This window comes from Pseudomonas pudica (assembly GCF_015680405.1).
GTDB lineage: Bacteria > Pseudomonadota > Gammaproteobacteria > Pseudomonadales > Pseudomonadaceae > Aquipseudomonas > Aquipseudomonas pudica.
Genome location: NZ_JADLJS010000003.1, coordinates 195,446 through 219,861, shown reverse-complemented (window position 1 = coordinate 219,861; position 24,416 = coordinate 195,446). Strand labels below are relative to the sequence as shown.

General features: G+C 58.8%; 17 protein-coding genes. 3 read left to right on the top strand and 14 right to left on the bottom strand.

What is annotated here, in order from left to right; translation table 11 throughout:
• Positions 1-708 carry an ATP-binding cassette domain-containing protein gene (locus IRZ77_RS04020; protein ID WP_441344402.1) on the top strand — a complete coding sequence of 236 codons (708 nt, stop codon included), beginning with the start codon at positions 1-3 and terminating at the stop codon, positions 706-708.
• Between the two features lie 200 nt (positions 709-908).
• The gene (locus IRZ77_RS04015) at positions 909-2,282 is read left to right on the top strand and encodes an amino acid permease (protein ID WP_108481451.1); all 1,374 of its coding nucleotides are present in this window, start codon (positions 909-911) and stop codon (positions 2,280-2,282) included.
• 115 nt (positions 2,283-2,397) lie between these two features.
• Here the strand turns inward: IRZ77_RS04015 and mrdA are convergent, their stop codons facing one another.
• The 11 genes from mrdA to tssF form a co-directional block, all read right to left on the bottom strand.
• Positions 2,398-4,293 carry a penicillin-binding protein 2 gene (gene mrdA / locus IRZ77_RS04010; RefSeq protein ID WP_108481452.1) on the bottom strand — a complete coding sequence of 632 codons (1,896 nt, stop codon included), beginning with the start codon at positions 4,291-4,293 and terminating at the stop codon, positions 2,398-2,400.
• Between the two features lie 312 nt (positions 4,294-4,605).
• Complete coding sequence (locus IRZ77_RS04005) at positions 4,606-4,869, bottom strand: PAAR domain-containing protein (protein ID WP_153670804.1); 264 nt, start codon at positions 4,867-4,869, stop codon at positions 4,606-4,608.
• A gap of 99 nt (positions 4,870-4,968) precedes the next feature.
• Positions 4,969-5,379: a hypothetical protein gene (locus IRZ77_RS04000; RefSeq protein WP_108481454.1), complete on the bottom strand. Its 411-nt coding sequence runs from the start codon at positions 5,377-5,379 to the stop codon at positions 4,969-4,971.
• A gap of 512 nt (positions 5,380-5,891) precedes the next feature.
• On the bottom strand, positions 5,892-6,446 hold the full coding sequence (locus IRZ77_RS03995; protein ID WP_196172985.1) for a hypothetical protein: 555 nt from the start codon (positions 6,444-6,446) through the stop codon (positions 5,892-5,894).
• 151 nt (positions 6,447-6,597) lie between these two features.
• Positions 6,598-6,813 (bottom strand): hypothetical protein, encoded by a 216-nt coding sequence (locus IRZ77_RS03990; protein ID WP_108481456.1) that lies wholly within the window; start codon positions 6,811-6,813, stop codon positions 6,598-6,600.
• 47 nt (positions 6,814-6,860) lie between these two features.
• The gene (locus tag IRZ77_RS03985; protein ID WP_153670806.1) at positions 6,861-7,124 is read right to left on the bottom strand and encodes a PAAR domain-containing protein; all 264 of its coding nucleotides are present in this window, start codon (positions 7,122-7,124) and stop codon (positions 6,861-6,863) included.
• A gap of 33 nt (positions 7,125-7,157) precedes the next feature.
• Positions 7,158-7,520, bottom strand: a complete 363-nt coding sequence (locus tag IRZ77_RS03980) for a hypothetical protein (protein WP_108481458.1) — start codon at positions 7,518-7,520, stop codon at positions 7,158-7,160.
• A gap of 2 nt (positions 7,521-7,522) precedes the next feature.
• Entirely contained in the window at positions 7,523-12,169 is a 4,647-nt protein-coding gene (locus IRZ77_RS03975; protein ID WP_108481459.1) for an RHS repeat-associated core domain-containing protein, read from the bottom strand.
• Positions 12,166-14,928 (bottom strand): type VI secretion system Vgr family protein, encoded by a 2,763-nt coding sequence (locus IRZ77_RS03970; RefSeq protein WP_196172984.1) that lies wholly within the window; start codon positions 14,926-14,928, stop codon positions 12,166-12,168. The genes IRZ77_RS03975 and IRZ77_RS03970 overlap by 4 nt, the downstream gene beginning before the upstream one ends.
• A 242-nt stretch (positions 14,929-15,170) precedes the next feature.
• Positions 15,171-15,974: a type IVB secretion system protein IcmH/DotU gene (icmH, locus tag IRZ77_RS03965; protein WP_108481461.1), complete on the bottom strand. Its 804-nt coding sequence runs from the start codon at positions 15,972-15,974 to the stop codon at positions 15,171-15,173.
• A gap of 16 nt (positions 15,975-15,990) precedes the next feature.
• Positions 15,991-17,754, bottom strand: a complete 1,764-nt coding sequence (gene tssF / locus IRZ77_RS03960) for a type VI secretion system baseplate subunit TssF (protein ID WP_173015095.1) — start codon at positions 17,752-17,754, stop codon at positions 15,991-15,993.
• A gap of 293 nt (positions 17,755-18,047) precedes the next feature.
• Between tssF and tssM the strand changes: the two genes are divergently transcribed.
• Positions 18,048-21,725: a type VI secretion system membrane subunit TssM gene (gene tssM / locus IRZ77_RS03955; protein WP_230386332.1), complete on the top strand. Its 3,678-nt coding sequence runs from the start codon at positions 18,048-18,050 to the stop codon at positions 21,723-21,725.
• 118 nt (positions 21,726-21,843) lie between these two features.
• Here the strand turns inward: tssM and tssJ are convergent, their stop codons facing one another.
• Genes tssJ through tssG form a run of 3 tightly spaced genes read right to left on the bottom strand, consistent with a single transcriptional unit; the run spans position 21,844 to position 24,199 of the window.
• On the bottom strand, positions 21,844-22,626 hold the full coding sequence (gene tssJ / locus IRZ77_RS03950) for a type VI secretion system lipoprotein TssJ (RefSeq protein WP_108481462.1): 783 nt from the start codon (positions 22,624-22,626) through the stop codon (positions 21,844-21,846).
• Positions 22,623-23,192: an FHA domain-containing protein gene (locus IRZ77_RS03945; protein ID WP_196172983.1), complete on the bottom strand. Its 570-nt coding sequence runs from the start codon at positions 23,190-23,192 to the stop codon at positions 22,623-22,625. The genes tssJ and IRZ77_RS03945 overlap by 4 nt, the downstream gene beginning before the upstream one ends.
• Entirely contained in the window at positions 23,189-24,199 is a 1,011-nt protein-coding gene (gene tssG, locus IRZ77_RS03940; protein WP_108481464.1) for a type VI secretion system baseplate subunit TssG, read from the bottom strand. Before tssG ends, IRZ77_RS03945 begins: the two co-directional genes overlap by 4 nt.
• Positions 24,200-24,416 lie beyond the last annotated feature (217 nt).

Here is a 24,416-nt window from a genome sequence, read left to right as displayed (position 1 = left end):
ATTCTGCAAGTGAACGACCTCAAGGTGAGCTATGGCGCCATCCAGGCCATCAAGGGCATCGACCTGACAGTGGGCGAGGGCGAGATGGTGGCGCTGATTGGCGCGAACGGTGCAGGCAAGACCACCACCCTGAAAACCTTGGCCGGGTTGCTGAAACCTAGCGCCGGTAGCATTACCTTCGATGGCAAGGCGCATGCGGCGATCAAGGGCCATGACCTGATCCGCGAAGGGCTGGCGCTGGTGCCGGAGGGGCGGGGCATCTTCCCCAAGCTGACCGTGCACGAAAATCTCGAGATGGGAGCCTTCAGCCGGCGTGACGGCAAGGATGCCATCGGCGCCGATATCGAACGCATGTATGGCATCTTCCCGCGCCTGAAGGAGCGCGCTTTCCAGTTGGCCGGCACCATGTCGGGTGGCGAGCAACAGATGCTGGCCATTTCCCGGGCGCTGATGGGGCGGCCCAAGCTGCTGTTGCTGGACGAACCGTCCATGGGCCTGGCGCCGATCATCGTGCAGAAGATCTTCGAGACAATCGTCGAGGTGGTCAAGGACGGGGTGACATTGCTGCTGGTGGAGCAGAACGCCCGGCTGGCACTGCAGACCTGCCAGCGCGCCTATGTGATAGATGGCGGACGCATCAGCCTGGAAGGCTGTGCCAAGACCTTGCTGCATGACGACCAGGTGAAGAAGGCCTACCTGGGCGAATGATCCATTCACAATGACAAGAGGATCTGCCCTGGGGTGTGGTGTTTGTCTTGCCGGCCTCTTCGCGAGCAAGCCCGCTCCCACAGGTATTTCACAGCCCTTGGGACCTGTGCAGTACCTGTGGGAGCGGGCTTGCCCGCGAAGAGGCCGGTAAGGCCATACCCGATTTCCGCCCCGGCCAGGCCCCCCCAAAGGTTTTAACGATGTCGCAAGTATCCCTGCAACACGGCCTGACCTCGCGCCAGGTTTCCATGATTTCCATCGCTGGCATCATCGGCGCCGGCCTGTTCATCGGTTCGTCCAAGGCCATCGCCTCGGCCGGCCCGGCCATTCTCGTGTCCTACGCCATGACCGGCCTGCTGGTGCTGCTGGTCATGCGCATGCTCGGCGAAATGGCCGTGGCCAACCCCACCAGCGGCTCCTTTTCCACCTATGCCGCCGAAGCCATCGGCCCCTGGGCCGGCTTCACCATCGGCTGGTTGTACTGGTGGTTCTGGGTGCTGATCATTCCCGTCGAGGCCATTGCCGGCGCCGATATCCTGCACGCGTGGTTCCCGGCGGTTCCATCCTGGTTGTTCGCCTTCCTGATCATGGCGGTACTGGCCACCAGCAATCTGGTCAGCGTGAAGAACTTCGGTGAGTTCGAGTTCTGGTTCGCCCTGGTCAAGGTGATAGCCATCCTGGCCTTCATCGTCATCGGTGGCATGGCGTTGTTTGGTGTCTGGCCACTGGCCGAGGCCTCAGGCGTGAGCCACCTGTGGGCCAATGGCGGTTTCGCGCCCAATGGCTGGGGTGCGGTGCTGGGTGGGGTGCTGATCACCATCTTCTCGTTCTTTGGTGCCGAGATCGTCACCATCGCTGCTGACGAAACCGCCAACCCGCAGGCCAAGATCCGCCGCGCCACCAACCTGGTGGTGTATCGCATCGCCGTTTTCTACCTGGCGTCGATCTTTCTGGTCGTGTCGCTGGTGGCCTGGAATGACCCCGCGTTGGTCGCGGTGGGTTCGTTCCAGCGGGTGCTGGAGGTGCTCAACGTGCCGGGCGCCAAGCTGGTGGTGGATGTGGTGGTGCTGGTGGCGGTGACCAGTTGTATGAACTCGGGGCTCTATACCGCTTCGCGCATGCTCCATTCACTGGGGGCGCGTGGCGAGGCGCTGCCCATTACCCGGCGGGTGACCGCGAATGGTGTTCCGGTGGTGGCGGTACTGATGTCGACCCTGGCCGGGTTTGCCGGCTGCCTGGTCAACTACGTGTTCCCCGGCAAGGTGTTCAGCTTCCTGCTGTCCACCACAGGCGCGATTGCCTTGCTGGTGTATCTGGTGATTGCAATTTCGCAGCTGCGCATGCGGGCACGGGCAGAACGCGACGGTGTGCAGCTGGAGCTGAAAATGTGGCTGTTCCCGTGGCTGACATGGCTGGTTATCGGCGCCATCCTGATGGTGCTGGGGTACATGCTGCTTAGTGATGCTTACCGCTATGAAGCACTCATGACTGCTGGAGTGACGGTATTCATTCTGCTGGTGTGCGTGACGCGGCGGCGGGTGGGTATGGTGGGGAGGGCGGTGTACGGGGATTGAGAACCAGGGGCCGCTTCGCAGCCCATCGCGACACAAGGCCGCTCCTACAGGCGGACGCGGTCTCTTGTAGGAGCGGCCTTGTGTCGCGATGGGGCGCAAAGCGGCCCCAAAGATCCTAAGTGTGCGGCACGCTGCGAGGCACTACCCCACCCGCATACTGCGGCTTCAGATGCCCCTGCTCATCCAGCAGATAGGCATCCATCACCTCCCGCACCACCGGCCCTGCCACCCGCCCACCGGCTTCACCGTTCTCGATCATCACCGCCACCACCACACTCGGGTGATCAGCCGGGGCAAAGCCGACGAACAGGGCATTGTCGCGGTGCCGCTCCAGGGTCTTGTCGCGGTTGTAGCGTTCGCCCTGCTTGATCGCCACCACCTGCGCGGTGCCGCTCTTGCCGGCAATGCGGTATTGCGCACCGGCCGCGGCCGCGCGGGCGATGCCGCGCGGGTCGTGCATGACCATCTGCATGCCCTGGCTGACCTGGTCCCAGGCGTGTCTGTCGTGCAGCACGATATCGGGCATCGGGTTGGGGTCTACCGGCGCATCGCCACCCACGGTCATGGCCAGGTGCGGGCGGTGCCACACGCCCTTGCTCGCCAGCAGGCTGGTGGCCTGGGCCAGCTGCAGTGGGGTGACCTGCATGTAACCCTGGCCGATGCCCAGGATCAGCGTCTCGCCCGGGAACCAGGCCTGGCGCCGTGTGGCGCGCTTCCACTCGGCCGACGGCATCAGCCCGGACGCTTCCTCGAACATGTCCAGCGACACCTTCTGGCCCAGGCCGAACTCGGCCATGTAGTCATGCAGGCGGTCGATGCCCAGCTTGTGCGCCAGGTCGTAGAAGTAGGTGTCGTTGGAACGCATGATGGCGGTGTACATATCCACCCAGCCATCGCCGCTGCGGTTCCAGTTGCGGTACTTGTGGTCGTAGTTGGGCAGCTCGTAGTAGCCCGGGTCGAACACCCGGCTGCCCGGGGTGATCACGCCGCTGTCGAGGCCGGCGATGGCCACCTCCGGCTTCACCGTCGAACCGGGCGCATACAGGCCGCGCAGCACGCGGTTGAACAGCGGGCGGTCGATGGAATCGCGCAGGGCGGCGTACTGTTTGAAGCTGATGCCCTTGACGAACAGGTTGGGGTCGAAGCTGGGGTTGCTGACCATCGCCAGCACGTCGCCATTGGCCGGGTCGAGCACCACCACCGAGCCGCGGCGGTCGCCCAGGGCCTTTTCCGCGGCCAGTTGCAGGTGGGCGTCCAGGGTCAGGACGATGTCCTGGCCTGGGGTCGGGGCCTTGTGGTTGAGCACACGCATCACCCGGCCTTGGGCGTTGGTCTCGACCTCCTCGTAGCCCACGTGGCCATGCAGCTGGCTTTCGTAGAAGTGCTCGATGCCGGTCTTGCCGATCGACTGGGTGCCCCGGTATTCGGTGCTGTCGAGGGTCTTGGCCTCTTTCTCGTTGATGCGCCCCACATAGCCCACCGAGTGGGCGAAATGCTCGGCCAGCGGGTACTCGCGGATGAACTGTGGTTCTACCTCCAGGCCTGGCAGGCGGAACTGGTTCACCGCCACCAGGGCGATCTGCTCTTCGCTCAGGCCGACCATCAGGGTCACCGGTTCGAACGGCTTGCGGCCACGGCGCAGGTCCTTGTCGAACTGCTTGCGGTCGTCGTCGGTCAGCCTCAGCACCTGGGCCAGGGTATCGAGCACCTTGGCCGTGTCGCCGCCGGCCCGCTCGCGGGTCATGGTCAGGTCGAAACTGGGCTTGTTGTCGGCCAGCACCACGCCGTTGCGATCGTAGATCAGCCCGCGCTCGGGGGCGATGGGCAGCACGTGCACGCGGTTGTTTTCCGATACGGCGGTCTGCTGGTCGTGCTGCAGCACCTGCAGCACATAGAGCCGGCCCACCAGGACGGCGACCAGGCTGAAGACCAGGGCGGCGCAGGCCAGAAGCCGGCGGTTGACCAGGTGCTTTTCCTTTTCGTGGTCCTTGAGGGGGATGGGTTGCGGCATCGGGGTTCTGTCTGCTGATGGTGTGGCTGGGTGAGGTGTGAGCGCTGTGGGCACGCGCCTGTGGGAGCGGGCGTGCCCACGAATGGGCCGCGCAGCGGCCCCGGGGGGCGGTGATGCTACGCAAGGTAGTGAGCCCCCTCAAGGTGAAGGCCTGCGGCTGCAGAAGCGAAGAGGGCTGCCACGCCCGCAATCAGGGCGCTCGCCAGCAAAATGAAGATTTGTTCATGGCGGCAGTGCGTTGGTGGGGGGCGGCGGCAACAGACATACTGCTGGGATATCTCTTGTTCGCCTGCTCCACTTGGCCTGGCTGACTCAGCGATGGACGCTGCCGTGTGATGCACTGGCGATCAAGCTGGCGCCGCACGCGGTTTTCATGCCATCGAGTGCGACAGGAACTCCGTTGACGCGGTAGGTGTCGCTACCCTCGATGATTGGGAATTCTCCTTTACAGAGTGGGCAAAATACCATGCTGCCTTTGCCAGCCAATGGTTTTCCGTTGAGGTTTGTGTGGGGAATGGCATCAAGTACTATTCCGCCGTGGTCGGTTGTGTCGCCCAGTCGAATTATTTGGTTCATTGTGATTAAGTTCCTGTACTGCTGAAGTATGTATTCCGTGCTTGTGAGCTATTCTGTTTATGGGGTGTCTATTTTTTCTTGCTGGTTCTACTGCGAAATTTAATCGTCGCTTCTGTGGGGTAATTTAAGTGCGTACAGATTTTTGTAAAAATCCCAGTGGATTATTTTTAAGTTATTTTCGTCTAGGTAGATGGTGTTTGCGTAATCGAGTTCCTTTGCAAATTTCTGCCATTCTTCTAGTGTTGTGCTGATTGCTGGGAAGGCATCATCTATGTTGATAATGATTATGGTTTCTGAATTTTTTAATTCTATGGTTGATGCTGCGCCCAATATTTCGACTATCAGTCTGTCCCTTTGGGTATGGCCTATTTCAATTCTGTTGGGAATGTTCTCCCAGTGGATTTTCGAAGGGCCTGCTGGCAGTAGTTCTCCAATCTTTTTCAAAACTTCATCTTGTCTTTCAAAAAGGTGGGTGTTGATATAGGTCAGGCACTCTGGTGTGAAATTCATCGGTTAAACCTCCTTAATAGTCTCTGGCGGTTTTTGATTTGCCTCGAATTAGATGATTGTTTTTGGCCCCAATACCGTTGGTATTTACGATGCGGATCAGGCGTATGTTTGGGGGCCTGATCAGCTCTCAATTTTAGGTCCGGAGCGGCGACAGCAGGCACACTCCTGGAATGTCCCTTGTTCGCCTGCTCCACTTAGCCTGGCTGACTCAGCGATGGACGCTACCGTGTGATGCGCTGGCCGGTCTTCATTCCGTCAAGCGCGACAGGAGTGCTATTGACGCGGTAGGAGTCGCTGCCCTCGATGATTGGCAACTCGCCTTCGCATTGAGGAAAAAAACCATGTTACGTTTGCCGGTCATCGGTTTGCCGTTAAGGCCTGTACTGTCTATGGAGCCAATCACGATACCTTTACGGTTGGTTTTGTCGTAAAGTCGAACTATTTTCTTCATTGTGGTTGAGGTCTATGTATTGTTGGCGTGTTGTTTGATTCGGTCCTTTGTTTAGAGTGAATTAATTAGTGTGTCTATCTTTTCGGCTGCGCGTGCATTTTTTTTTGTCAAGTTCATGATGCGCCTCGGTGTTAATGAAATTCTTGATGTGTGAAAATTTCTTCGGGCCGAGATGGGTGTTCCATTTGCGGAGAAAATCTAGCGGAGCTAAATTGCTCTTCAATTTTGTGAAGGTAAGGTATGGGGCTTCGTCTATGCCGTCCATTAGTGACATTATATACTTATCCCAATCGGACTGGCTTTCTAACCAAACATCTCGCCATTCACATGCGTAATGTTTTACGTCCAATCCGAGTGGTTCGATTTCAGGAATTAGCTCCAAAAGCTCTGGTGTGATTGGTGTGTTGAATTCGTCGATCACAAGCCAGTAGAGCCGGCTTGCTATTGAGTTGATGACATATGAGGCGGTGTTTGTCTCGTCGGAATTACTCTTAAGGATTTTGTGAAGGTTATCTATCTTTTCTAGCGTTTGCTTGGGGATGTTGCTTTTTTGGGCGAGTTCAAAAAAATCTTTTTCAGTTTTCTTTATGCGGTGGCAGGAAAAATCCGCGCACATGTAATAATTGTCGCCACCGTTAATGATTGTTTTGACGATATTTCGCGCTATTTCTCTGATTTTTAGAGATTCGTGCTTGTCGTTGTGTCAAGTATTTCGCCACAAAAGCTATCAGTGCTCAGTATTAAAATGAGGTCATCAAAAGTTGCATTCATTGTTGCTGCCTTTCGAGGCTGGATGGGATTTCGAGTGTGCCTATTTTTATATCGGTTGCTGCTTTTTTGTGACCCTCCCAAGATCCGCTCGCCATCAGGGTTATAGGCCACTTCTTCTCACCGCCGTTGGCGTCGGTGATGGCAATAGGCAGGTTGTCGCTGTTGTAGGTATCAGCTCTCAATTCTAGGTCGGGAGCGGCGGCAACAGACATACTTCTGGGATGTCTCTTGTTCGCCAGCTCCACTTGGCCTGGCTGACTCAGCGATGCACGCTGCCGCGTGATGCGCTGGCGATCAAGCTGGCGCCGCACGCGGTTTTCATACCATCGAGTGCGACAGGAACTCCGTTGACGCGGTAGGTATCACTGCCCTCGATGATTGGGAATTCTCCTTTGCATAAAGGACAGAAAACCATGTTGCCTTTGTCGGCCATAGGGTTGCTGTTGAGATTGGTATGCGGAATGAAGTCGATCACGGTTCCGCCGTGATCAGTGGTATTTCCAAGTCGTATTATATTTCTCATTATGGATTTTCGTATCTTCTATTGTGTTAAGTTTTACGAGTCTATGAATTCATAGCTCAATGTGTTTGGATTGGATGCGGAAAAGCTTACATGAAGGATTGCTTCGCTAGGTTCGTTGTTTTCTAGGATGAAACATTCCACGGCGATATCTCCATCACCGGTGTCGTACACGGTTATTAATGGTGCTTTGTTGACTTGAGAGTCCTGGCTGCCTAATGGTGGTGCGGACAGTATTGCTCCTGCATGGAAATAGATTGGTAGGAGATCTTGAATCTCTAAAATTACTGCATGCGATAGGCCGAACTTAGTGGACAAGGTTTTTGTGTCATTCTCGGAGATGGCCTTAATGAATCCGCTCAATAAAGCGTGCTTATTGGTGTCTAGATTTGCTGGCATTTTCATTTTCTCCTGGATCTTGGGGTCAGCGTGGGTGTACCTGCGTGGGCGCCAAGATGTGATAATTGACCGCGGGCTTTTAGCGTGGCGCACTTTGCAACTGGGGCGCTTAGCCCTGCTGCTCTCAGTGCGTTGAACGCTACTACGGTCTCACTGCCAAGTAATCCTGCAGATGATGCTGAATTTTGAGATAGCGTCGCTTTATAGTGTGGGGTACCAGTTCGAGATCTATCAGGATTTTTTCCAACAAGCCTGATTGCGATTGCATTGCCTGATGTATAGCCGTTAATAAGGGGTTGTTTTGTTTTATTATCAAGTAGAGCGGCCTGTTGGTAGATGTGGTGGGATTCATAAAGAGATCCTTTGTGTTTAGCGTCGGTGCTAAGGTTGGCATGGGTGTCGATGTCAACGCCAGCTTCGGACAAAATTTTATTGCAGTCTTCTGGGCATGGTTTCAGGCCGAGTGGATCCACCCAGCTTATTGGATTGGCGGCGTATAGATATAGGTTGAGTCCCCCCAATAACCCGATTGGATCCTTTTCGCAAAATCTTCCAGTTTGGGGGCTATAGAATCTGTGTCGGTTATAATGCAGGTTGGTCTCAAGGTCTGAATATTGGCCTTGGAAGCGTAGATTATTATTGGCTGGTAGCGAGTTTGTGTTGATATTATAGGTGCTACCTGAGCCAAAGGCGCTGTAAATTCCATGCCATGCCACATGTCCTTCTACGCTCGTAACTTCCATGGGGGTGCCTAAATGGTCGCACTGGTACCAGCCCACAGTGTCAAAAGGCTTCGGCGTTGGTTTTTCCTGCCATACCAGATCCCGATCAATGTCATAGGGGAAGCCATAGCTCGGCTGATGCAGCATCTCCTCGATGTGATTCATCACCCCTTGCGCGACCGGAACGAAAGTCCCCGGTTCAAACACATAGTGCGTAGTCCGCCCCTTGCCATCCCGCCCGCGCTGCTCGAACGCCAGCGTATCGCCGTCCCAGATGAACAGCGTCAAATCACAGCCCAGCTTTTCATCCAGCGCTCGCCGCGCATTCTCGTTCCAGACCGGCCCAGCTTGTATCCGTTTGCGGTACTTCGAGCGCGAGTCCTTGTACACTCGGCGGCCTAACGCGTCATACCCGAACTCGACAACCAGCCGCTCATCCTCGTAGCGCCGCAGCCGGTCATACAGATCCCAGGTAAACTTGCCTGTCTTGCCGTTCTCAATCCGCTCCTGCAGGTTGCCGCGCTCGTCGTATCGATACTGCGTGCCGCAGTAGCTGCGCAGCACGTTGTCCATCAGCTTGTGCGGCGAGTGCGGATTAGGATTGGGTGGTGCCTCGGGGTCCAGCAGGTTGCTCGCCGGGTCGAAGGCGAAGGTTTCCTTCTCGTGGTTGCGGCTGGCTTCAAGCAAACGGCCAACCGGGTCGTAGCGATAGTGCAGGTCGCCACGGTTGAGGTCGTCGATGTGGCACAGCTGGCCGGCTTCGTCATAGCGGTAGCTGCGCGCCGCGATGCGTCTGGATTCACCTTGGCGAACCAGTGTCTGCCCCAGCAACTGGCCATTCGGGCTCCAGGTTTGGCGCTGGACCAGGCCATTGCCTTGCACGCGGCCGATCTCCCGGTGCAGATCATCTCGCTCGTAGCTGATCAGCTCCTGGTCATCGAGCTTGAGCGCAAGCAGGTGGCCGCTGCCGTAGGTCAGCCAACTGACCCGATGCCCATCGGGGCGGGTGGTGGCGATGCGTTGGTTGAGGGTGTCGTACTCATGCCTGAACACGGCAACCTGTGGCTTGACCAGATAATCCAGCCACTGATGCTCGCGCGTGTTGTTGCCGGCAGCATCGTAGAACCATTGCAGCCTGCAGGCCTTATTGTTGGCCGCCAGCAGGTTGCCATTGCCGTCATAGGCAAAGGTTTCAACCTCCCACTTGTCACCGCCACGCCGAGCGGCCTTGCGCTGGATGAGCCGGCCCATGGGGTCGTACTCGAAGTGCGTGGTCCGGTCGCCATCCACCCGGCGGGTGGGCAGGTTGCTGCCGTTGTCGTAGAGGTAATGAGTGGTCTCTTTGTCGAAGCCGGTTTCCTTGAGCAGCCGCCCGACGGGGTCATATTTGAAGCTGGCTTCGCTGTTGTTCTCGTTGCGCAGGCGTACCAGTTGGCCGAGCTTGTTCCAGTGGTAGGTGAGGGTGGTGTCGTTGGCGTTGTGGCGCTGGTGAATCAACCCTGCTTCGTTGTAGGTCCAGCGGGTGCGTCGATACAGGGCATCGGTATGGCTGAGCAAGCGGCCTTCGGCATCACGTTCGAAGCGTTCGGTGGTCTTGTCCGGGTGGATGAGCAACACCAGCTGACCGGCTTCGTACTGGTATTCGGTGACATCGCCGGCGGCGTTGATCAGTTTGGCCAGTTGCCCCAACGCGTTGTATTTCCACTGCGTGGTCTTGCCTGAGCAATCGGTGTAGCTCGTCAGCTGGCCATCAGGGTTATAGGCCAACTTCTTCTCACCGCCGTTGGCGTCGGTGATGGCGACGGGCAGGTTGTCGCTGTTGTAGGTATAGAGGGTCTTGTTCTCCAGTGGGTCCTGGGTTTCGATGATGTTGCCGCGCTGGTCGTAATCGTACTTCCACAGGCCGCCCTCGGCATCGCGGGTCTTGAAGCATTGGCTCAGGTCATCGTACGCATGGTGAACGGAACTGCCATCGGCGCGGGTATGCTGCAGTAAGTTTCCGCGCTCGTCGTAGGCGAATTGCTCCGAACTGCCGTCGGTATGGATATGTTGAATTACGTTTTTTGCATCATCGCGGTAGAACCATTCTTCATTCCCATCTGGGTGCACAATGCGGTACGTAAACCCGAGAATGTCGTAGTAGTACCAGGTTTCCTGCTTCTGAGCGTTTGTGACATAGGTAAGCCGGATGTTTTTATCCCATTCCAGCCTGGTCTCGAAGCTTCCGTCATCACCCCACTCCCGTATCGCTTTCGCACCGGGGCCATCACCATCCCATTCCAGATTGAAACCGCGCCCCGTTCGATCTGTATAACGGGTGACCAGATGACGGTGGTACGCATAGTGCCACTGCGCGCCGTTTTCATCGTGTGCGTTGATCAAGTCTCCCGCATTATTCTGTTCATAGATGGCAAGTTGACGTTGCGCAAGGCCATCTACCATTAGCCATACCGAACAGATCAGCCCGTTCTCGCCATACCCAAGGTGTAGATGGTGCTGCTGGCGGTCATCCTGGTACGTGAGCAGGTCCGAAAGTAGCGGATTGTCGTTGTGGATGTGCTCGTAGTGCAGGTTTAGCCTTGCACCGTTGCGGTATTGGATGGCAGTAAGGCGATACTTGGCGCCTTGCCTTTGAAAATGCTCTTGAGTGTCATGACCGCGTGCAACGACCAGTTCGCTTTCCGAGGCTCGAATCAGTAGGACATCTTCGACTGCATCGTAGTGATACTTGCCAACGTCTGGATCTGGATAGCGATGACTTCGGCCGTCCGAATCCCGGTAGGCAAGGCCTCCATCATCAGTGCATTCCACAAAGATCGTGTAGGGGGTGATCCATCGAGCACCAAATGGCCCGGTGTCCAATGCGTCCAGGCTGGAGCGATAGGTTCGGGCCCATTCGATCGGGAAGCATCCCGGCAAAGAGAAGTCTGTATGTGTGAACGATTCGCTGCCTGTCGCAAAGCTGATATTCGCGCCGGTGCCGGCTGCTGCAAGGTTTCGGCAGTTGGGATCCTTGACCGCCGGGCGCTCGGTGCCCCGTGTTGTCAGACCGTTTTGCTGCTGCGTATGTTGTGCTTGGCTAGGCTTGTTGCTGTGGGATGTTGCTGCTATTGGTCTGCGGCGCTTGCGGTTTCTGAGTGCATTCGCCAATGACATCACTAGGTAGCCGATGCTTCCGACCTTCCCAGCGTCCGCCATGCCCAGTATTTTGGCTGAAGCGTTGCGACCTATCTGATCTGCCAAATTGGCGGCATTGAGCAATTGCTGGCAGGTATTCGATGAAAGCAGTCGGTCCTCGATCAGGAAGTTTGCGGCTATTGCCGCAACAGGTCCGAAGAAAATGGAGGCTTGCTTGGTTTTCTTGGCAAGGGCCTTTTGCCCTTGGTCGCTGGCTACCCCCCGAAGCATCTGAGCGAAGGAGGTGCACGCTTTCTTGATCTCTGCGGCAATCTTGGTAAGCAGCTCATTCAGGCGGCTTTCAATGGCTTGGGCGAAGGCTTCCAGTGATCCTCGCGTTTTATCGTTTAAGTTTTTCTCAAGTGCGCTCAACAGGGCGTCAGAAATCATCGCGATGCCATCGCGTCTGACCGCCGAGAGCGTAGTGCGTATGGCCAGACGCGCAGGCCCTACGCCTGGGAAGGAGACGAGCCCAACCACGTTGATGCCGAAGCTGACCCATGTCAGGAAATCATCGTGGTTACCATCAATAAGCGTCAGTAGGTCCCCAATGGCATCCACCGCTGCGAATACGGTGCCCACACCTGGGATGACCGAGCCTGCGGCATTGACGGCAGTCCAACCGATGGCGCCCCCCGTCATTTTTCGGATCCACTGATCCAGCTTTTCCTTGCCGGCTTCGATGTCGTTGACGGATGCGGTGTTCGTTGGGCCTGTGGCCTGTTGAGGTGCCCGAGCAGGAACGGTCATCGTGCTTTCTCCGAGAGTCTGATCAGCGTCTCGGGAACACCGGCGCCTTTAAGGGTGGGCTTTGCTGCGTCAGTAGCTAGATCAGCTCCCAAGCGAAGAGAACTATCTTTCAGCTTTGCGCCAGATAGGGTTGATGTGAGCTGCTTTAGAATTCCCGCGGCCTGGGCGCTCAACTTTGATGAAGAAGGTGTGGTCAACTCACCCGATATCTGCTCGTGAGGACCGGGGAATCCTGGGTCGTGCCAGACATCCACATCGTCATCGCTGAAGCGTACTTTGGCTGGGCCCGGCGCAACGTTGGCTACGCTGGCTTTTCCATCGCCATCAAGGTTGCCTTTGAAGACATGGCCGAGGGCGTCTTCAACTTCGTACTTGCCTTTTTTGAATGGCAGGGCATTAGCGTATTGCTGCAGCAGTTCCAGTGTTCCCTGGCCTGCCTTGGGCTCCTCCGGAAACGCCGCCGCCTGGCTTTTCGAACCTTTGTAGATGAAGTCAGTCGCGTGCGCGGTGTACTGGCCAGCGGTGGCATGCAGGATTCCCCCTGCGGTGTAGGTGGTACTGCTGCCGCCCCCCTGGATGACCAATTCCTCCTTGGCGCTGAGGGTGATGCGCTCGGCGGTTACGCTGACCTTGAGCTTGGCCAGCAGGTTGATGTTGTCCTTGAGCGCCTTCAGGTCGATGTCGCCGGTGGCCGCGACCAGTCGCCAGCCCATGCTCTGGACGAACTGGCGTACCCCTCGGCTGGCACTGATCAGCAGGCGCTTGCCGATGGCCAGGCTGGTGTGGCCACCCGTGCTCAGGCCCAGATGTTCGCCGCTGGCGATGTGGGTGGATTCCGGGGTGGTGGTCGCGATGCCGGTCGGGCTGGCGAGCACCAGCTGCGGGTCGGCCAGCTCCGGAAACCGGTTGGCTTCAGGGTTGCCGCCGTAGCCGCAGATGGCGTCGTGCTGTGCCTTGAGCGCTTCACCGACCTCATCCTGATCGCCACCTTCCTGGGCCAGGTGGTCGCGGGCGACCCTGGCGAAGGTGGTGTGGTACTGCTGTGCGGTCTGCAGGCGTTCGGCTGTTTCGGCCAGGTCGGTGTGGTGCTGGACGGCGCGGGCGCGCAGTTCGGTGGTCAGCAGCAGGCCGCCGCCTGCGCGGATCACCCCGTGGGTATCGGTGCGCAGCTCGAAACCTTGGCCACGGGGCTGGCCACCGAAGTGACGCGGATGGGTCAGGTAACCCAGGTGCAGCGCGGTGTTGTCGTGGTCACTCATCAGCGCCGCGCTGATCTGCCCGGTGGTGTCGTCCAGGCGTAGTTCGTTGTGCCGCTTGCCGTGGTGCTCCTTGCTGCGGATCGGGCTCAACGCCTTGAACTCGGGCAGGCGATACGGCGGGCGGTTGACGATGTGGTAGCTACGCCCGGTGATCATCGGTTGGTCAGGGTCGCCGTCGAGGAAACTGACCACCACTTCCTGGCCAATGCGGGGTATGGCCATATGGCCCCAGGTGGCACCGGCCCAGGCCTGGGTCACCCGCACCCAGCAGGAGCTCTTGTCGTCGTCCTGGCCCAGGCGGTCCCAGGGGAACTGCACGCGCACGCGGCCGTGCTCGTCGCAGTAGATTTCCTCGCCGGGCGGGCCGACCACCTTGGCCATCTGCGGGCCGTCGATCACGGGCTTGGGGCAAGCAGGGGCATGCCATTCGACCCGGGCTGGAATCAAGGTGGCGGTGAGGGTGTAGGACGTGCCGACTTCGGCTTCGGCAGCATCCTCTTCCAGCGCTGTGAACTGCTGCCCCATGTGCGTGATCTGCATCGGCCGCCAGAGGATGTTCAGGTCCTCACGGGCATGGCCGGCCAGCTGGAAGGCAATGCCCGGCTGCAGGCGCGCGTCGTCGCCTTTGACCTGGGCCACCCGGGCATCGCCGAACAAGGCGTTGATACGGGTCTGGGTAAACGGCTTGCCGGCGTTGTCGTGCTTGTAGCGGCCGGGGTAGTCGTAGCGCCCGTACTCGTTGCCCTGGTTGCCCATGTCCCTGGGGTACAGGGTGTGTTCCAGGTTGTAGCGCGGGTGGGTGAAGGTGTAGTCGCGCTGGACCTGGATACTGGTGCGTACCTGTTCGCGATAGCGGAAGTCATGCAGGCAGGGCTGGCGCGCCGTGCCACCCCGGTTGGCCACATACAACACCGGGTCGCCTTCCAGGCTGCCGAACTGGCTGATCTGGTCCGCCTGGATCACGCCATGGCTGCCTTGGCTGTGCTCGAAGATCGAGATCAGGCCTTCTTCTGCCGATAGCCGCCAAAAGAAATCCAGGTCCAGATCACCGGCCTGTACGCAGAACTCACGCGTCTGGTGCGGGTTGACCAGGTACTGGGTCAACGCTCCCCAGCGGCGCTCGCGGAACAGTTCCTCGAGCAACTGCGGCACGGGACGGTGCTGGAAGATGCGCCAGTCCGACTGCAGGCCGGCGCGGGCCAGCTGCGGTTCGACAATGGCGCGGTAGCGGGTGCGGCGGTGGCCGGTCTTGCCCTGTTCGAAGCTGCTGATCAGGCCATGCACGTGACGCACCGGTTGCTCCTGCTGCCAGATGGTCAGCAGCGCGGGGTGGTCGAGCAGGGTGGCGAAGTCGGCATCGTCGGCGAAACTCACCAGTTCGACTCCCAGGCGATACAACTGGCTGACGCCTTCGGTCAGCTCGAATGACACGACATCAAACTGAATGGCTTCGTCGGCTGGGGTAGTGAAGGTAAAGCGCACATCATTCAGGTTGCTCATGCGTACTCCTGCGGTTCGTCCCATCGGGCAGGTTCATGAAACCGGACGCGTCCTAGGACGCGAGGCATTAGTTGTGCTCACGGCCGTAATGAGGAATCCGTTCCTAGTCGTGAAAGTTGCTTCCTAAAAACCTGTAGGAAGTTTCGCTAAATGCAGGATCTATCTTGTTTCGGGCAAAGTTTTACTTGCTGCGCCCATCGGCACAGTGACTGTTGCGTCATGTCAGTTCGATGTTGTCGAGTTCATGGCTGCAGCATCGCCTGCAGTGATGCCAGTACTTGCTGGGTAATGCCGTCAAGTTTGCTGGCGAAGTAGAGATACAGGCCTGTGCAGAACACGCCCATCACGGCCCAGGGCGTCCACCAGGGCAGTTGGCGGTTCATGCGGTAATGCCGGGGCGCGACATGGGCCAGAGGGTCGGTCAGGGGTTGCGATTCGGCTTCGGGGCCATGCAGTTCAACGATCCGGTCATGGACCCGCTTGAGCCAGGCGGCCAGTTGCTCATCGCCATTGGTCTGGTTGGCGTACTTGCCGCGGTAGCCCAGTGCCAGGCACCAGAACAGGAACACAAACAGGTCGTAGCGCTTTTCGGGGGCGTCCAGCAAGCGTTCGAGCACGCTGAAGAATTTCTCGCCGCCCCAGGTTTCCTGATGGATGGCGCTGAGCAAGGACTGGGCTTTCCAGGACGAGTCGCGCCCCCAGGACGTAGTCATCACGGCTTCATCGACCACGCAACACAAGCAGTAGGAAAACACTACGCGGTCGCCTTCGTCGCAGTGTTCAAGCTGACGTACCTGCTCGACCATGCCGTGGATCATGTTCTTGACGTGGGCATGCAACTGCTCGACGTGGTCGTAGTGTTCGGTGCCTTCCAGGCGAATGACCAGGCCGAACAGGGGAGAGGCGATGTCGAAGAGGGGGAATGTGGTGTTCGAGCGGGTGTCGAACCCCAGCGCGTCGACATGAGGGAACAGTTCGCTGAGTGGGGGCGACCCGCGCGTATCTTTTTGGTCCTTGTCATACGATTGAGCGGATGTAACGGTCATAGGGCGGACTTCCTGGTCACATCACCGGCTGCCGCCCGGTCCGGGCAGGCCACAGCTGGCGGGTTGCGTTGGCGGTGTTGATGATCTGCAGTTGATGGAATGAGTTGCTGTTGGCGTACAACGTCATGAAATGGGACAGCACGTTGCCGAACAGCTGCACCTCACCCTCGCATTCGAAGCCGGCAGGGTCGATGTGCAGGATGGTGCGCATGCCCCGAACCGGCACGCCCTTGACCAGCCAATCGCAGGGCTCGTTGTCCACCTGTCTGATGGCGTCGAGGCGCTGGGTGGTATTGCGCTCCTGCTGCAGGTCGTGGGCGGCGACAAAGTCGTAAACCCGCAGTACCGCGGCAAGGGTTGCAGGAGAAGACAGCGACAGGTTGTTCAGCGCAAGGTTGGAGAGCAGCGCCCAGTGGCGCTCACCTTGGCCACCGCTCTGCAGCATCGGCGGGTAGCTGCGGGTAGGGCGGGTGAGGTTGCGATAGGTGACGAACGAGGGGGTGTCCTGGGTGGTCACATCGACCTCGCCAACCCTGAGCTGCTGCGCAAGGGGCCCGTTGCTGCAGGTAAGGTCGATGTTCAGTTCTTCGTGCAGACCAAGGTAGGGCGCAAGGTTGTGATGCACCAGGCTAATCTTGTGTTGCACCTTGTCATTGACGGGTTCCTGCTCGATGTCCAGCTTGTAGTAGCGGGCGGGCGTCGGCTCGGCCAACGGGAAGTCACGGTCCAGGGCTTCGAAGGGTTTGAAGTCCTGTACGTGATCGTTGGATTTCTGACGCTGGCTGCTGACACGATCAATGCTGAAAATCTCACCTTCCTTGCCGCCCCGGCGCTCCATTCGCACGGTTTCACACAGTGGCTGCCCATTCAACGGGATGGGCTCTGCCGTACAACTGAACAGGTTGATGGCAGGGATGCAGTTGAGCAGGATCGTTGTCTGGTCGATCTGTATGTCGGGCGGGAGGGGCGCGCTGAAACCGAACTCCAGCTGGATATGAGCGGCGGCCTCGTCAGGCCAGTAGCTGCCGAGCCCGTCAATGCGAAACCCATGAAAGCGCTCCGGGAAGCAGAAGAATTCGTGCAGGATGCGGTAGCCATCCATCTGCTCGCCGGGGCTGGGCAGCAGCGCTTCGTTTGCCTCGAAACCGACGAAGGCCACTGAGGGTGGTAGCGCAAAGCGGTGCTGGCCGATATGCAGATCAAGCTTGTCCAGGTGCTGCGCCAGCCACTGGTAGAGAGTGAGCGCATTGCGTTTACTGCCAGCCAGATGAAACCGAAGCTGGTCGCACTTCATCTGCCGCAGCGGCTGCTCGGACAAGGCGCCCAGGCCTATGCGCACTACCGGTGCTTCGGCACTGGGTTGCGTGGTGATGCTGCGAATTTCCAGCGGCGCGATAGCCAGGTCCGCGCAGGTGCGGAACTCGCACCTTACGCCGTCAACGGCTCGGGAGAACACAGGGGTGCCTTTGGGCAACACCTGGGTTTCGCTCAGCGCGTGGTCGACAGGCTGGAACTGCATCAGTGTCATGCTCGGCAGCGGACGCAGAAAATTGGGGTAGAGCAGCTGCAGCAACGGGTGGGTCAGCTCGGGCAGATGGTCTTCGATCTTCATGACCAGGCGAGCGGTCAGGAAGGCGAAGTGTTCCATCAGGTACTCGCTGGCCGGGTCCGAGGCGGTGCGACCGAGGACAGGCGCCAGACGCGGGTCGTCCTCGACAAAGTCGTCACCCAATTCCCGTAGGGTCTGCTGCTCCTGCATGAACCAGTCTTTGAACTTCATGTTTATCGCGTTGGACGCTCTATCTGGTGGCATGTGCCGGTGTTGATGAAAAGTGCACTTGGCTTATTTGTAGGAAAGTTCCCACAAGTTGATGGGTTATTAACTTTTCTGAAGCAAGTGCTTTTTTATTTAATAATTCAGGAAAGTCACCGGCGTCTGCAAGAAAAGTGTTAGCTGGTATTTCTTGCTTGATATCATTGAATAGTGTTTTTCAATGCTGCTACTGTTTTTGGCAGTGTGCACTGTGAGGTGCCTTAAATCATTCGGAAATGCAGTCGGTAAGGTTTGCCGCTATGAAAGTGAACAAGGACAGTCTGCTGCGCGGTGTATTGCTGGTGCAGCGTCAGGCAATGCCGGTAGTTGTTGGCGTGGTACTGCTCGGCGTTGCTGCCGCAGTGGTCTGGCTATGGTGGTTGGGGCCTGAATGGCGTTGGCGTGAGCAGCAACCGCTGGTTGACCTGCCGGTGCGGATTGCGGCAACCGTGCTGCTGGTGATGCTGCCATTGCTGGCATGGAGCGCGTGGGTGCATCGGCGCAACCGCTCGATCGTACGCGAACAGCAACGGCAGCGGCGCGAGGTGGAAGACCCGTGCCTGGTGTATCTGCAGGCCCAGCAGCGCTCCCTCGACAGCAGCCTGGCCCGCTTGCGCGACAGCCAAGGTGGCCGCGGGCACCGTTACGATGTGCCGTGGTACCTCATCCTTGGCGAACAGAATGCGGGCAAGTCGAGCTTCGTCAGCCGTTCGGATCAGCGTTTTGCACTCACCCGCACCGATGGCGCCACCCAGCGGGCCAGTACGGATCAGGACCTGGCTTTTGGCATCGACTGGTGGGTAGGTGACGACGCGGTGCTGATCGATCCGCCGGGCGAGTTCATCAGCCAGCCCGAGCGCCCGGCGTATGTGGTCAAGCCCATCAAGCCGCCGACAGCGGCTGAGGAGGGGGGCGATGACAACACGCTGCCAGCAGTGCAGGAGGCTGCACTGACGGCGAGAGCGCCGGCCGAGCCCTCAGGCCTGCCGGCGGGCGTCGAGCGACGCCTGTGGCGGCACATGATTGGCTGGCTTGCCCAGAACCGCAGCCGACGGCCACTCAATGGCGTGGTCTTGCTGGTGGATATGGTCAACCTGTTCGGGCGATCGGCGAAGGCACGACGTGACCTGGCATTCATGCTGCGTGCGCGCCTGACGGAGCTGGGTGATGAATTGGGTACGCGCTTGCCGCTGTACGTGGTGATGAGCAAGTTCGACTTGCTGGACGGTTTCGAGGAACTGTTCGCCGCGCTCCCGGCCCGTGAGCGGGAAGAGGTGCAGGGCTTTACCTTCACGCTGGGTTCGGTAAAGGACTTCGATGCCTGGCTGCAGGAGTTGGAGGGAGCCTATCAGGGCTTCCTGGGGCGCCTTGGCAGGCATCTGATGAGCGCTACCGTGGAAGCGCCTGGCAGCACGGGCAAGAGCGCCTGCTCGCTGCTTCGGGAACTGAGCGGGGCGCAGGAGATGTTGTTGAATTTCCTCGGTAATGTACTGGCCAGTGACCGCTACAGCACCCCACCACTGGTGCGTGGCCTGTACTTTTCCTCGGTCTACCAGCGAGGCGAAGTGCGCAACCTGCTCGCGGACGCTTCTGCCCGCGCCTTTGCCTTCGCTGCCCCGGCTTTGTCGACCAAGCCGCGAGGCACCTCCGTGGTGTATTTCGCGCAGCGGCTGTTGCAACGCGTGGTCTACCCCGAGGCCGGCCTGGCGGGCGACAACCGCAAGGTCGCCCGGCGCAAGGGCCGCCTGTTGAAGGGCGGCGCCGTGGCGGCGAGTGTGTGCGGGTTGGCCATGGCCGGTGGTTGGGCGTACTTCTACAGCGTCAACCGTGACAAGGCAGAGCAGGTGCTGGAGAAAAGCCTTGCGTTCAGCAACACCAGCACGGACGCCAAGGATGATTTGACCGGGCGCAGCCTGCTGCTGCCGTTGAATGAGATCCGTGATGCAGTGAGCCTGTACGGCGATTATCGCTCTGGTTGGAGCGTGTTCACGGATATGGGGCTGTACCAGGGCAAAGCCATTGGCCCGCAAGTGGACCAGGCGTACCTGAATGCCCTGGCCCAGCGCTTTCTACCGGTGATTGCGGGCGGCGTGGCAGCGTCTGTCAAGCAAGCCGCCCCCGGTAGCGACGAGCAGTTGGCGGCATTGCGCGTGTATCGCATGATCGAGGATCGCGGTAATCGTCGGGCAGAGATGGTCGAGCAATGGATGGCTCGCGAGTGGCAAAGGGCGTATCCGGGCCAGGGCCAGCTGCAGGCCGCGCTGATGCGCCACCTCAGGTACGCTTTGGCCTACGCAGATGTCGAGCTGCCGGAGTATCGGAAAGTCGTTGCCCAAGCGCAGCAGCAGTTGCGCAAGCTGCCGCTGGCCGAGCGTGTCTACATCGGCTTGAGGCAGCAGGCTCGGGAGCAATTGCACGGTGAGCTGGATTTGCGCAACGAGATCGGCCCAGCGTTCGATATCGTCTACAGGCCACTGGCCGAGCGCGATCACCAGGCGGCCGTCGACGCCAATTTGTCCCTGCCACCTTTGCTGACGGCGACGGGCTTTCGCGACTATTTCGACCAGCATAGCCAGAACGTGGCCGACCTCGCCCTGGTCGACCAGTGGGTGCTAGGGGAGCGGCGTAGCCTCGACTATTCCGACATGGACCGCCAGGCCCTGGCGGAGCGTCTGCGAGCCCTGTACAGCGCCGACTACATCGACAGTTGGCGGCGTGTGCTGAACCAGTTTTCGGTTGCCGAATTCAGCGATCTTGCGCATGCCTTGGGTGTTCTGGAACAAGTCAGCGGCCCGGCAGCGCCGATACGCCGGCTGCTGGAAACCGTGCGCAGCAATACGCTGATCTATCCGCAGGCCGCGGACAGCGAGAAGGAATCGAAAGCCGATCCGCAGGTTCGCATGCAGGCCATGGGTATCTATCGGTCTTTCGCGGGGCTTTCGGGGATGCTCGACGGGCGGGGTGACAAACCGTCCTACCATGACGAAACACTCCAGGCGATCAGCGCTGTACACGACCACCTGAAGGCGGTGCAGGACAGCCCTGACCGGGGCAAGGCCGCCCTGGCGCTAGTGTTGAGCCGTTTTTCGGAAACGGCGCCCGACCCCATTCGCAACCTTCAGCGCATTGCCACGGGCCTGCCGGAACCCCTCAATCGGCATGTTCGCCAGCTGGCGGAGCAGACTTCGCAGGTGCTGATGGTCATGGCGTTACGGGAGCTGGAGCAGCGTTGGGATGCCGAGGTTTACAGCGTCTACCAGGAACGACTGGCCTCACGCTATCCCATCGACCCGGCCGGGCCGGATGTGTCACTCAAGGATTTTGAAGCCTTCTTTGGCCCGCAAGGCCAGCTCAAGCGCTTCCAGGACCAGTACCTTGCGGTGTTTCTCGAAGACAACCTCGATGCCCTTTACTCCCGTGCGGATGAAGGTTACCTGGTCCGCCCCGAAGTCATGGTGCAGCTGAAGCAGGCTGAAGCCATACGCAATGCGTTTTTCGACAATCGCGGGGAGCTGAACGTGAGCTTTGGCCTCGAGCCCCTGGCGATCAGCGGTGGCTTGCGCGGCAGTGTCTTCGACCTGGATGGGCAGCTGCATGCATTTGCGGACCGGGGCAAGGAGCCGATCGGCATGACCTGGCCGGGCCCTGCCGGGGAGAGTGGGCATAGCCGTGTCACCTTGGTGCAGGTTGCGGGGACCACAGTCAGCCTGGGCTATCACGGCCCCTGGTCGCTCTACCGCCTGCTCAGCCGCGCTGGGCTGAATGCCCGTACATCCACCAGTATCGATCTCGGTTTCATGATTGCCGGCGATACGGCGCGCTACAAGGTTCACACCACGGGCGCAAACAACCCCTTCACCCGCCAGCTCTTTGCAGGGTTTGCCCTGCCGCAGCGGTTGTTGCGTGACGGCACGGCCAGCGAAGTGGCCGGGCGATAGGGCCTGGCGCAGGCCACCCAAGAACCCCGATACCAGTGGCCTGGGTCGGGATTCGTTGTCTGTTTGTTCCGGTGCCTGGTCCGGCCTTCACAGGATGCTCATTTCTTATTTGGACGGATCATTTGTCACGACGGTATTCACTGTCTTGCCTGAGTTCAACGGTGTTGTTCTCGAAGTGAACGTGTACGGTATGGTTGTAACCGCGTGACTGGATGCGTACTGCATCTTTCCAGCGGCCCTTGGAGTTATCGCCCAGGCGAGCAACGACGGCGATGTAGCGGGTGCGCTCGTTGATTTCTTCGTGTTCGATGAACTTGAACTGGCCAGGGGTCAGACGGTAGTCATCGATGCTGATCAGCGTGGTGCCCAGCGCTTTATCCAGGTCTTCTTCGACTTGCTCATAAGTGGCATCCAGCAACAACGAATCGTCACGGAGCTGAAGTACCTTGAAAACGATGGATGACGGGGCTTGGTGTTGTGATTGCAGGTCGAGTTCCTCAGGCAAACCGGTTTGGGGCGTTGCGTAACTGGCCAATGCCGCAGGCGCCTTCGGCCCGACGATGGCTTGCTTGCCCTCGACAGAAGCGGGGTAGTTGCGGTGCAGCTGCTCCGCCAATGAGCTCAGCTTGTCAGTCAACTCGACAGGACTTGTGGCGCTGAGGTTGGCCACCAGCTGTTCCGGGTGGCCATGCAGCGGTATTTGTTCGCCTGAATCTGTCGGTTCGAGGCTGACAGGCGCAGGCGCGTCTGCGGCGTAGAGGCTCAGCGCCAGGTGGCTGATTTCATTGTTGGGGCCACCGACTGGCAAAGACGGATCCATCGCCACCTGGTAGATCTTGCTGATCGAAGTACAGCCACTGATCGCCAGGCAGGCCAGTAGCAAACCTACAGGCTTGTTCATTGCACCTCCTTGCCGAATATTTCGGCTATGGCCGGGTCAACCCGGGCTTGTGCGGCCCTGTCCAGATAGGCCAACGGATCAAGCTCATCCACAGGCCCAGGCATTGAGGTTTGGAAAAATCCGGCGATATCCGTAATCGGTACGCCAAGTATCTGCAGCGGGCACATCTGCTGATTAACCCCTAGCTCGCAGAGTGGGTCTCTGCCGGTATGCGGCTCCGGCTCTACCTCGTCCTCGCCCAGGTGTATGGCAATCTGATAGTCACCCATCTGCAGTCTGTCGTTGTGCCTGAGGCGGATAGGCGTACCCGAAAGCAACTGGGAGTCACTGCCATTCATGAAACTTTTGCCGCTGTGGTCAATGATGCAGAAATGGCCTTCATGCCAGCCGATTTCGCAGTGCACCGGCAGGATGCGAACGCCCCGATCATCCAAGCGCCAAGCACCTTGACTGCCGATGGAGCCGCCAGCCCGATCGAAGCGATGCCGCGGTTCGCTGCCGTGCAAGAGTTGTTCCGGGTTGAGGACGGTGAGCGTGATGCTGGAGGGGAGAACATTTGTACTCATGTGCGTACCGTGATGCGAACAGGGGGAGGCGTGGGGTCATTGCGGTTGGCGATGAAGCTTGTCCAACCGAGGTGGGTGCCATGCGCGGCCCGTAGGCTGAAGGGTGGGGCTTGCTCGGCGCACATGCGTAACTCCAGGTCATAGGCCCCGACATCACGGAGCAGGAACTCCACCAGCCGCGCCAGCCTCTGGTAGTTGTCACCGCTGGGCAGGAATTCGCGGAACTGCTGCTGATCCAGGCCTGCGATCACAATGGTGAACTTGCTGCTGCGTGACTCGATGCTGTCGCCAACCAGGAAGTTGTTGCCGAGTTGGTAGTTTCTGGCCCCCAGGCAGTTGCGTTGGGAAGTGGGAATGGACACGGTGCGCTTTTCGAATTCGCGGATGGCAACCTGCTGGAGGTCGAAACAATGCGCGATCATGCCGGCTACCATGCCGGGCGAGCGGCTGCGGCTGGCGATCATTCCCACGAAACTGAGCAAGCGGCTCCAGGGTAGCGGCGTAGCGCCGCGTAGTGCTGAGTCGTCCAGGCCGATCAGGGCGAAGACATAGCGGGAGAAACCGTCCTTCGCGCCCGGTTGGAAGCGCACGTAGTAGCGGTATTTGCGCCATCCTTGATGGAGCAGGGTATGAAGGCGATGGTTGAAGAAATTGAGGAAAGCCGGGCGTAAACCGATGCCGTGTGCGTTTTCGTAGGCGATCTCGTCAAGGTAGTAAGTGGGCAATGGCGAGTCTGTGCCATGCAGGCCCAGAAAACTTGCCTGGATGCGGTAGCAGTCGTCCTTCAAGCGATCGGCGCGCAACACATCGGCAACAGGGAAAGACAGACTGGGGGACACTTCCAGCCGTAATCGGCGTCTCGTCTCTCGAGCAAGTGGGCGTTGTTCCAGATCGTCGTCGTGTACGTGATACAGCAATTCCAGTAGCTGGAAATAGGCGTACTGGTGGGCGCTTTCCAAAGCGATATCGACCTGGCCAGCGGCGTGCGGAACTACTGGTTTTTCCATGGTTGAGTCTCTTGCCGTAACTAACGGGGGCGAAGTGAATGCTGATCGTAGTCGATGGTTTCTGATTCAGGTCATTGTTTTTTCGTTTGAAAGTGGATATCGACCAATAAAAAGAACTTTCTGTAGGAAGTATCTTTTTTTATTGGCACGGGGCTGTTTATATTGACTTTTCGGTAAGGCTTTCAGGGTTGTGGAATTAATAAGTTCATCGAGAGTT

Bases quoted from the DNA above. Each gene is read 5' to 3' on its own strand.
- IRZ77_RS04015 (WP_108481451.1), top strand. From the start codon at position 909: ATGTCGCAAGTATCCCTGCAACACGGCCTGACCTCGCGCCAGGTTTCC.
- mrdA (WP_108481452.1), bottom strand. From the start codon at position 4,293: ATGCCGCAACCCATCCCCCTCAAGGACCACGAAAAGGAAAAGCACCTG.
- IRZ77_RS04005 (WP_153670804.1), bottom strand. From the start codon at position 4,869: ATGAACCAAATAATTCGACTGGGCGACACAACCGACCACGGCGGAATA.
- IRZ77_RS04000 (WP_108481454.1), bottom strand. From the start codon at position 5,379: ATGAATTTCACACCAGAGTGCCTGACCTATATCAACACCCACCTTTTT.
- IRZ77_RS03995 (WP_196172985.1), bottom strand. From the start codon at position 6,446: ATGTGCGCGGATTTTTCCTGCCACCGCATAAAGAAAACTGAAAAAGAT.
- IRZ77_RS03990 (WP_108481456.1), bottom strand. From the start codon at position 6,813: ATGTCTGTTGCCGCCGCTCCCGACCTAGAATTGAGAGCTGATACCTAC.
- IRZ77_RS03985 (WP_153670806.1), bottom strand. From the start codon at position 7,124: ATGAGAAATATAATACGACTTGGAAATACCACTGATCACGGCGGAACC.
- IRZ77_RS03980 (WP_108481458.1), bottom strand. From the start codon at position 7,520: ATGCCAGCAAATCTAGACACCAATAAGCACGCTTTATTGAGCGGATTC.
- IRZ77_RS03975 (WP_108481459.1), bottom strand. From the start codon at position 12,169: ATGACCGTTCCTGCTCGGGCACCTCAACAGGCCACAGGCCCAACGAAC.
- IRZ77_RS03970 (WP_196172984.1), bottom strand. From the start codon at position 14,928: ATGAGCAACCTGAATGATGTGCGCTTTACCTTCACTACCCCAGCCGAC.
- icmH (WP_108481461.1), bottom strand. From the start codon at position 15,974: ATGACCGTTACATCCGCTCAATCGTATGACAAGGACCAAAAAGATACG.
- tssF (WP_173015095.1), bottom strand. From the start codon at position 17,754: ATGAAGTTCAAAGACTGGTTCATGCAGGAGCAGCAGACCCTACGGGAA.
- tssM (WP_230386332.1), top strand. From the start codon at position 18,048: ATGAAAGTGAACAAGGACAGTCTGCTGCGCGGTGTATTGCTGGTGCAG.
- tssJ (WP_108481462.1), bottom strand. From the start codon at position 22,626: ATGAACAAGCCTGTAGGTTTGCTACTGGCCTGCCTGGCGATCAGTGGC.
- IRZ77_RS03945 (WP_196172983.1), bottom strand. From the start codon at position 23,192: ATGAGTACAAATGTTCTCCCCTCCAGCATCACGCTCACCGTCCTCAAC.
- tssG (WP_108481464.1), bottom strand. From the start codon at position 24,199: ATGGAAAAACCAGTAGTTCCGCACGCCGCTGGCCAGGTCGATATCGCT.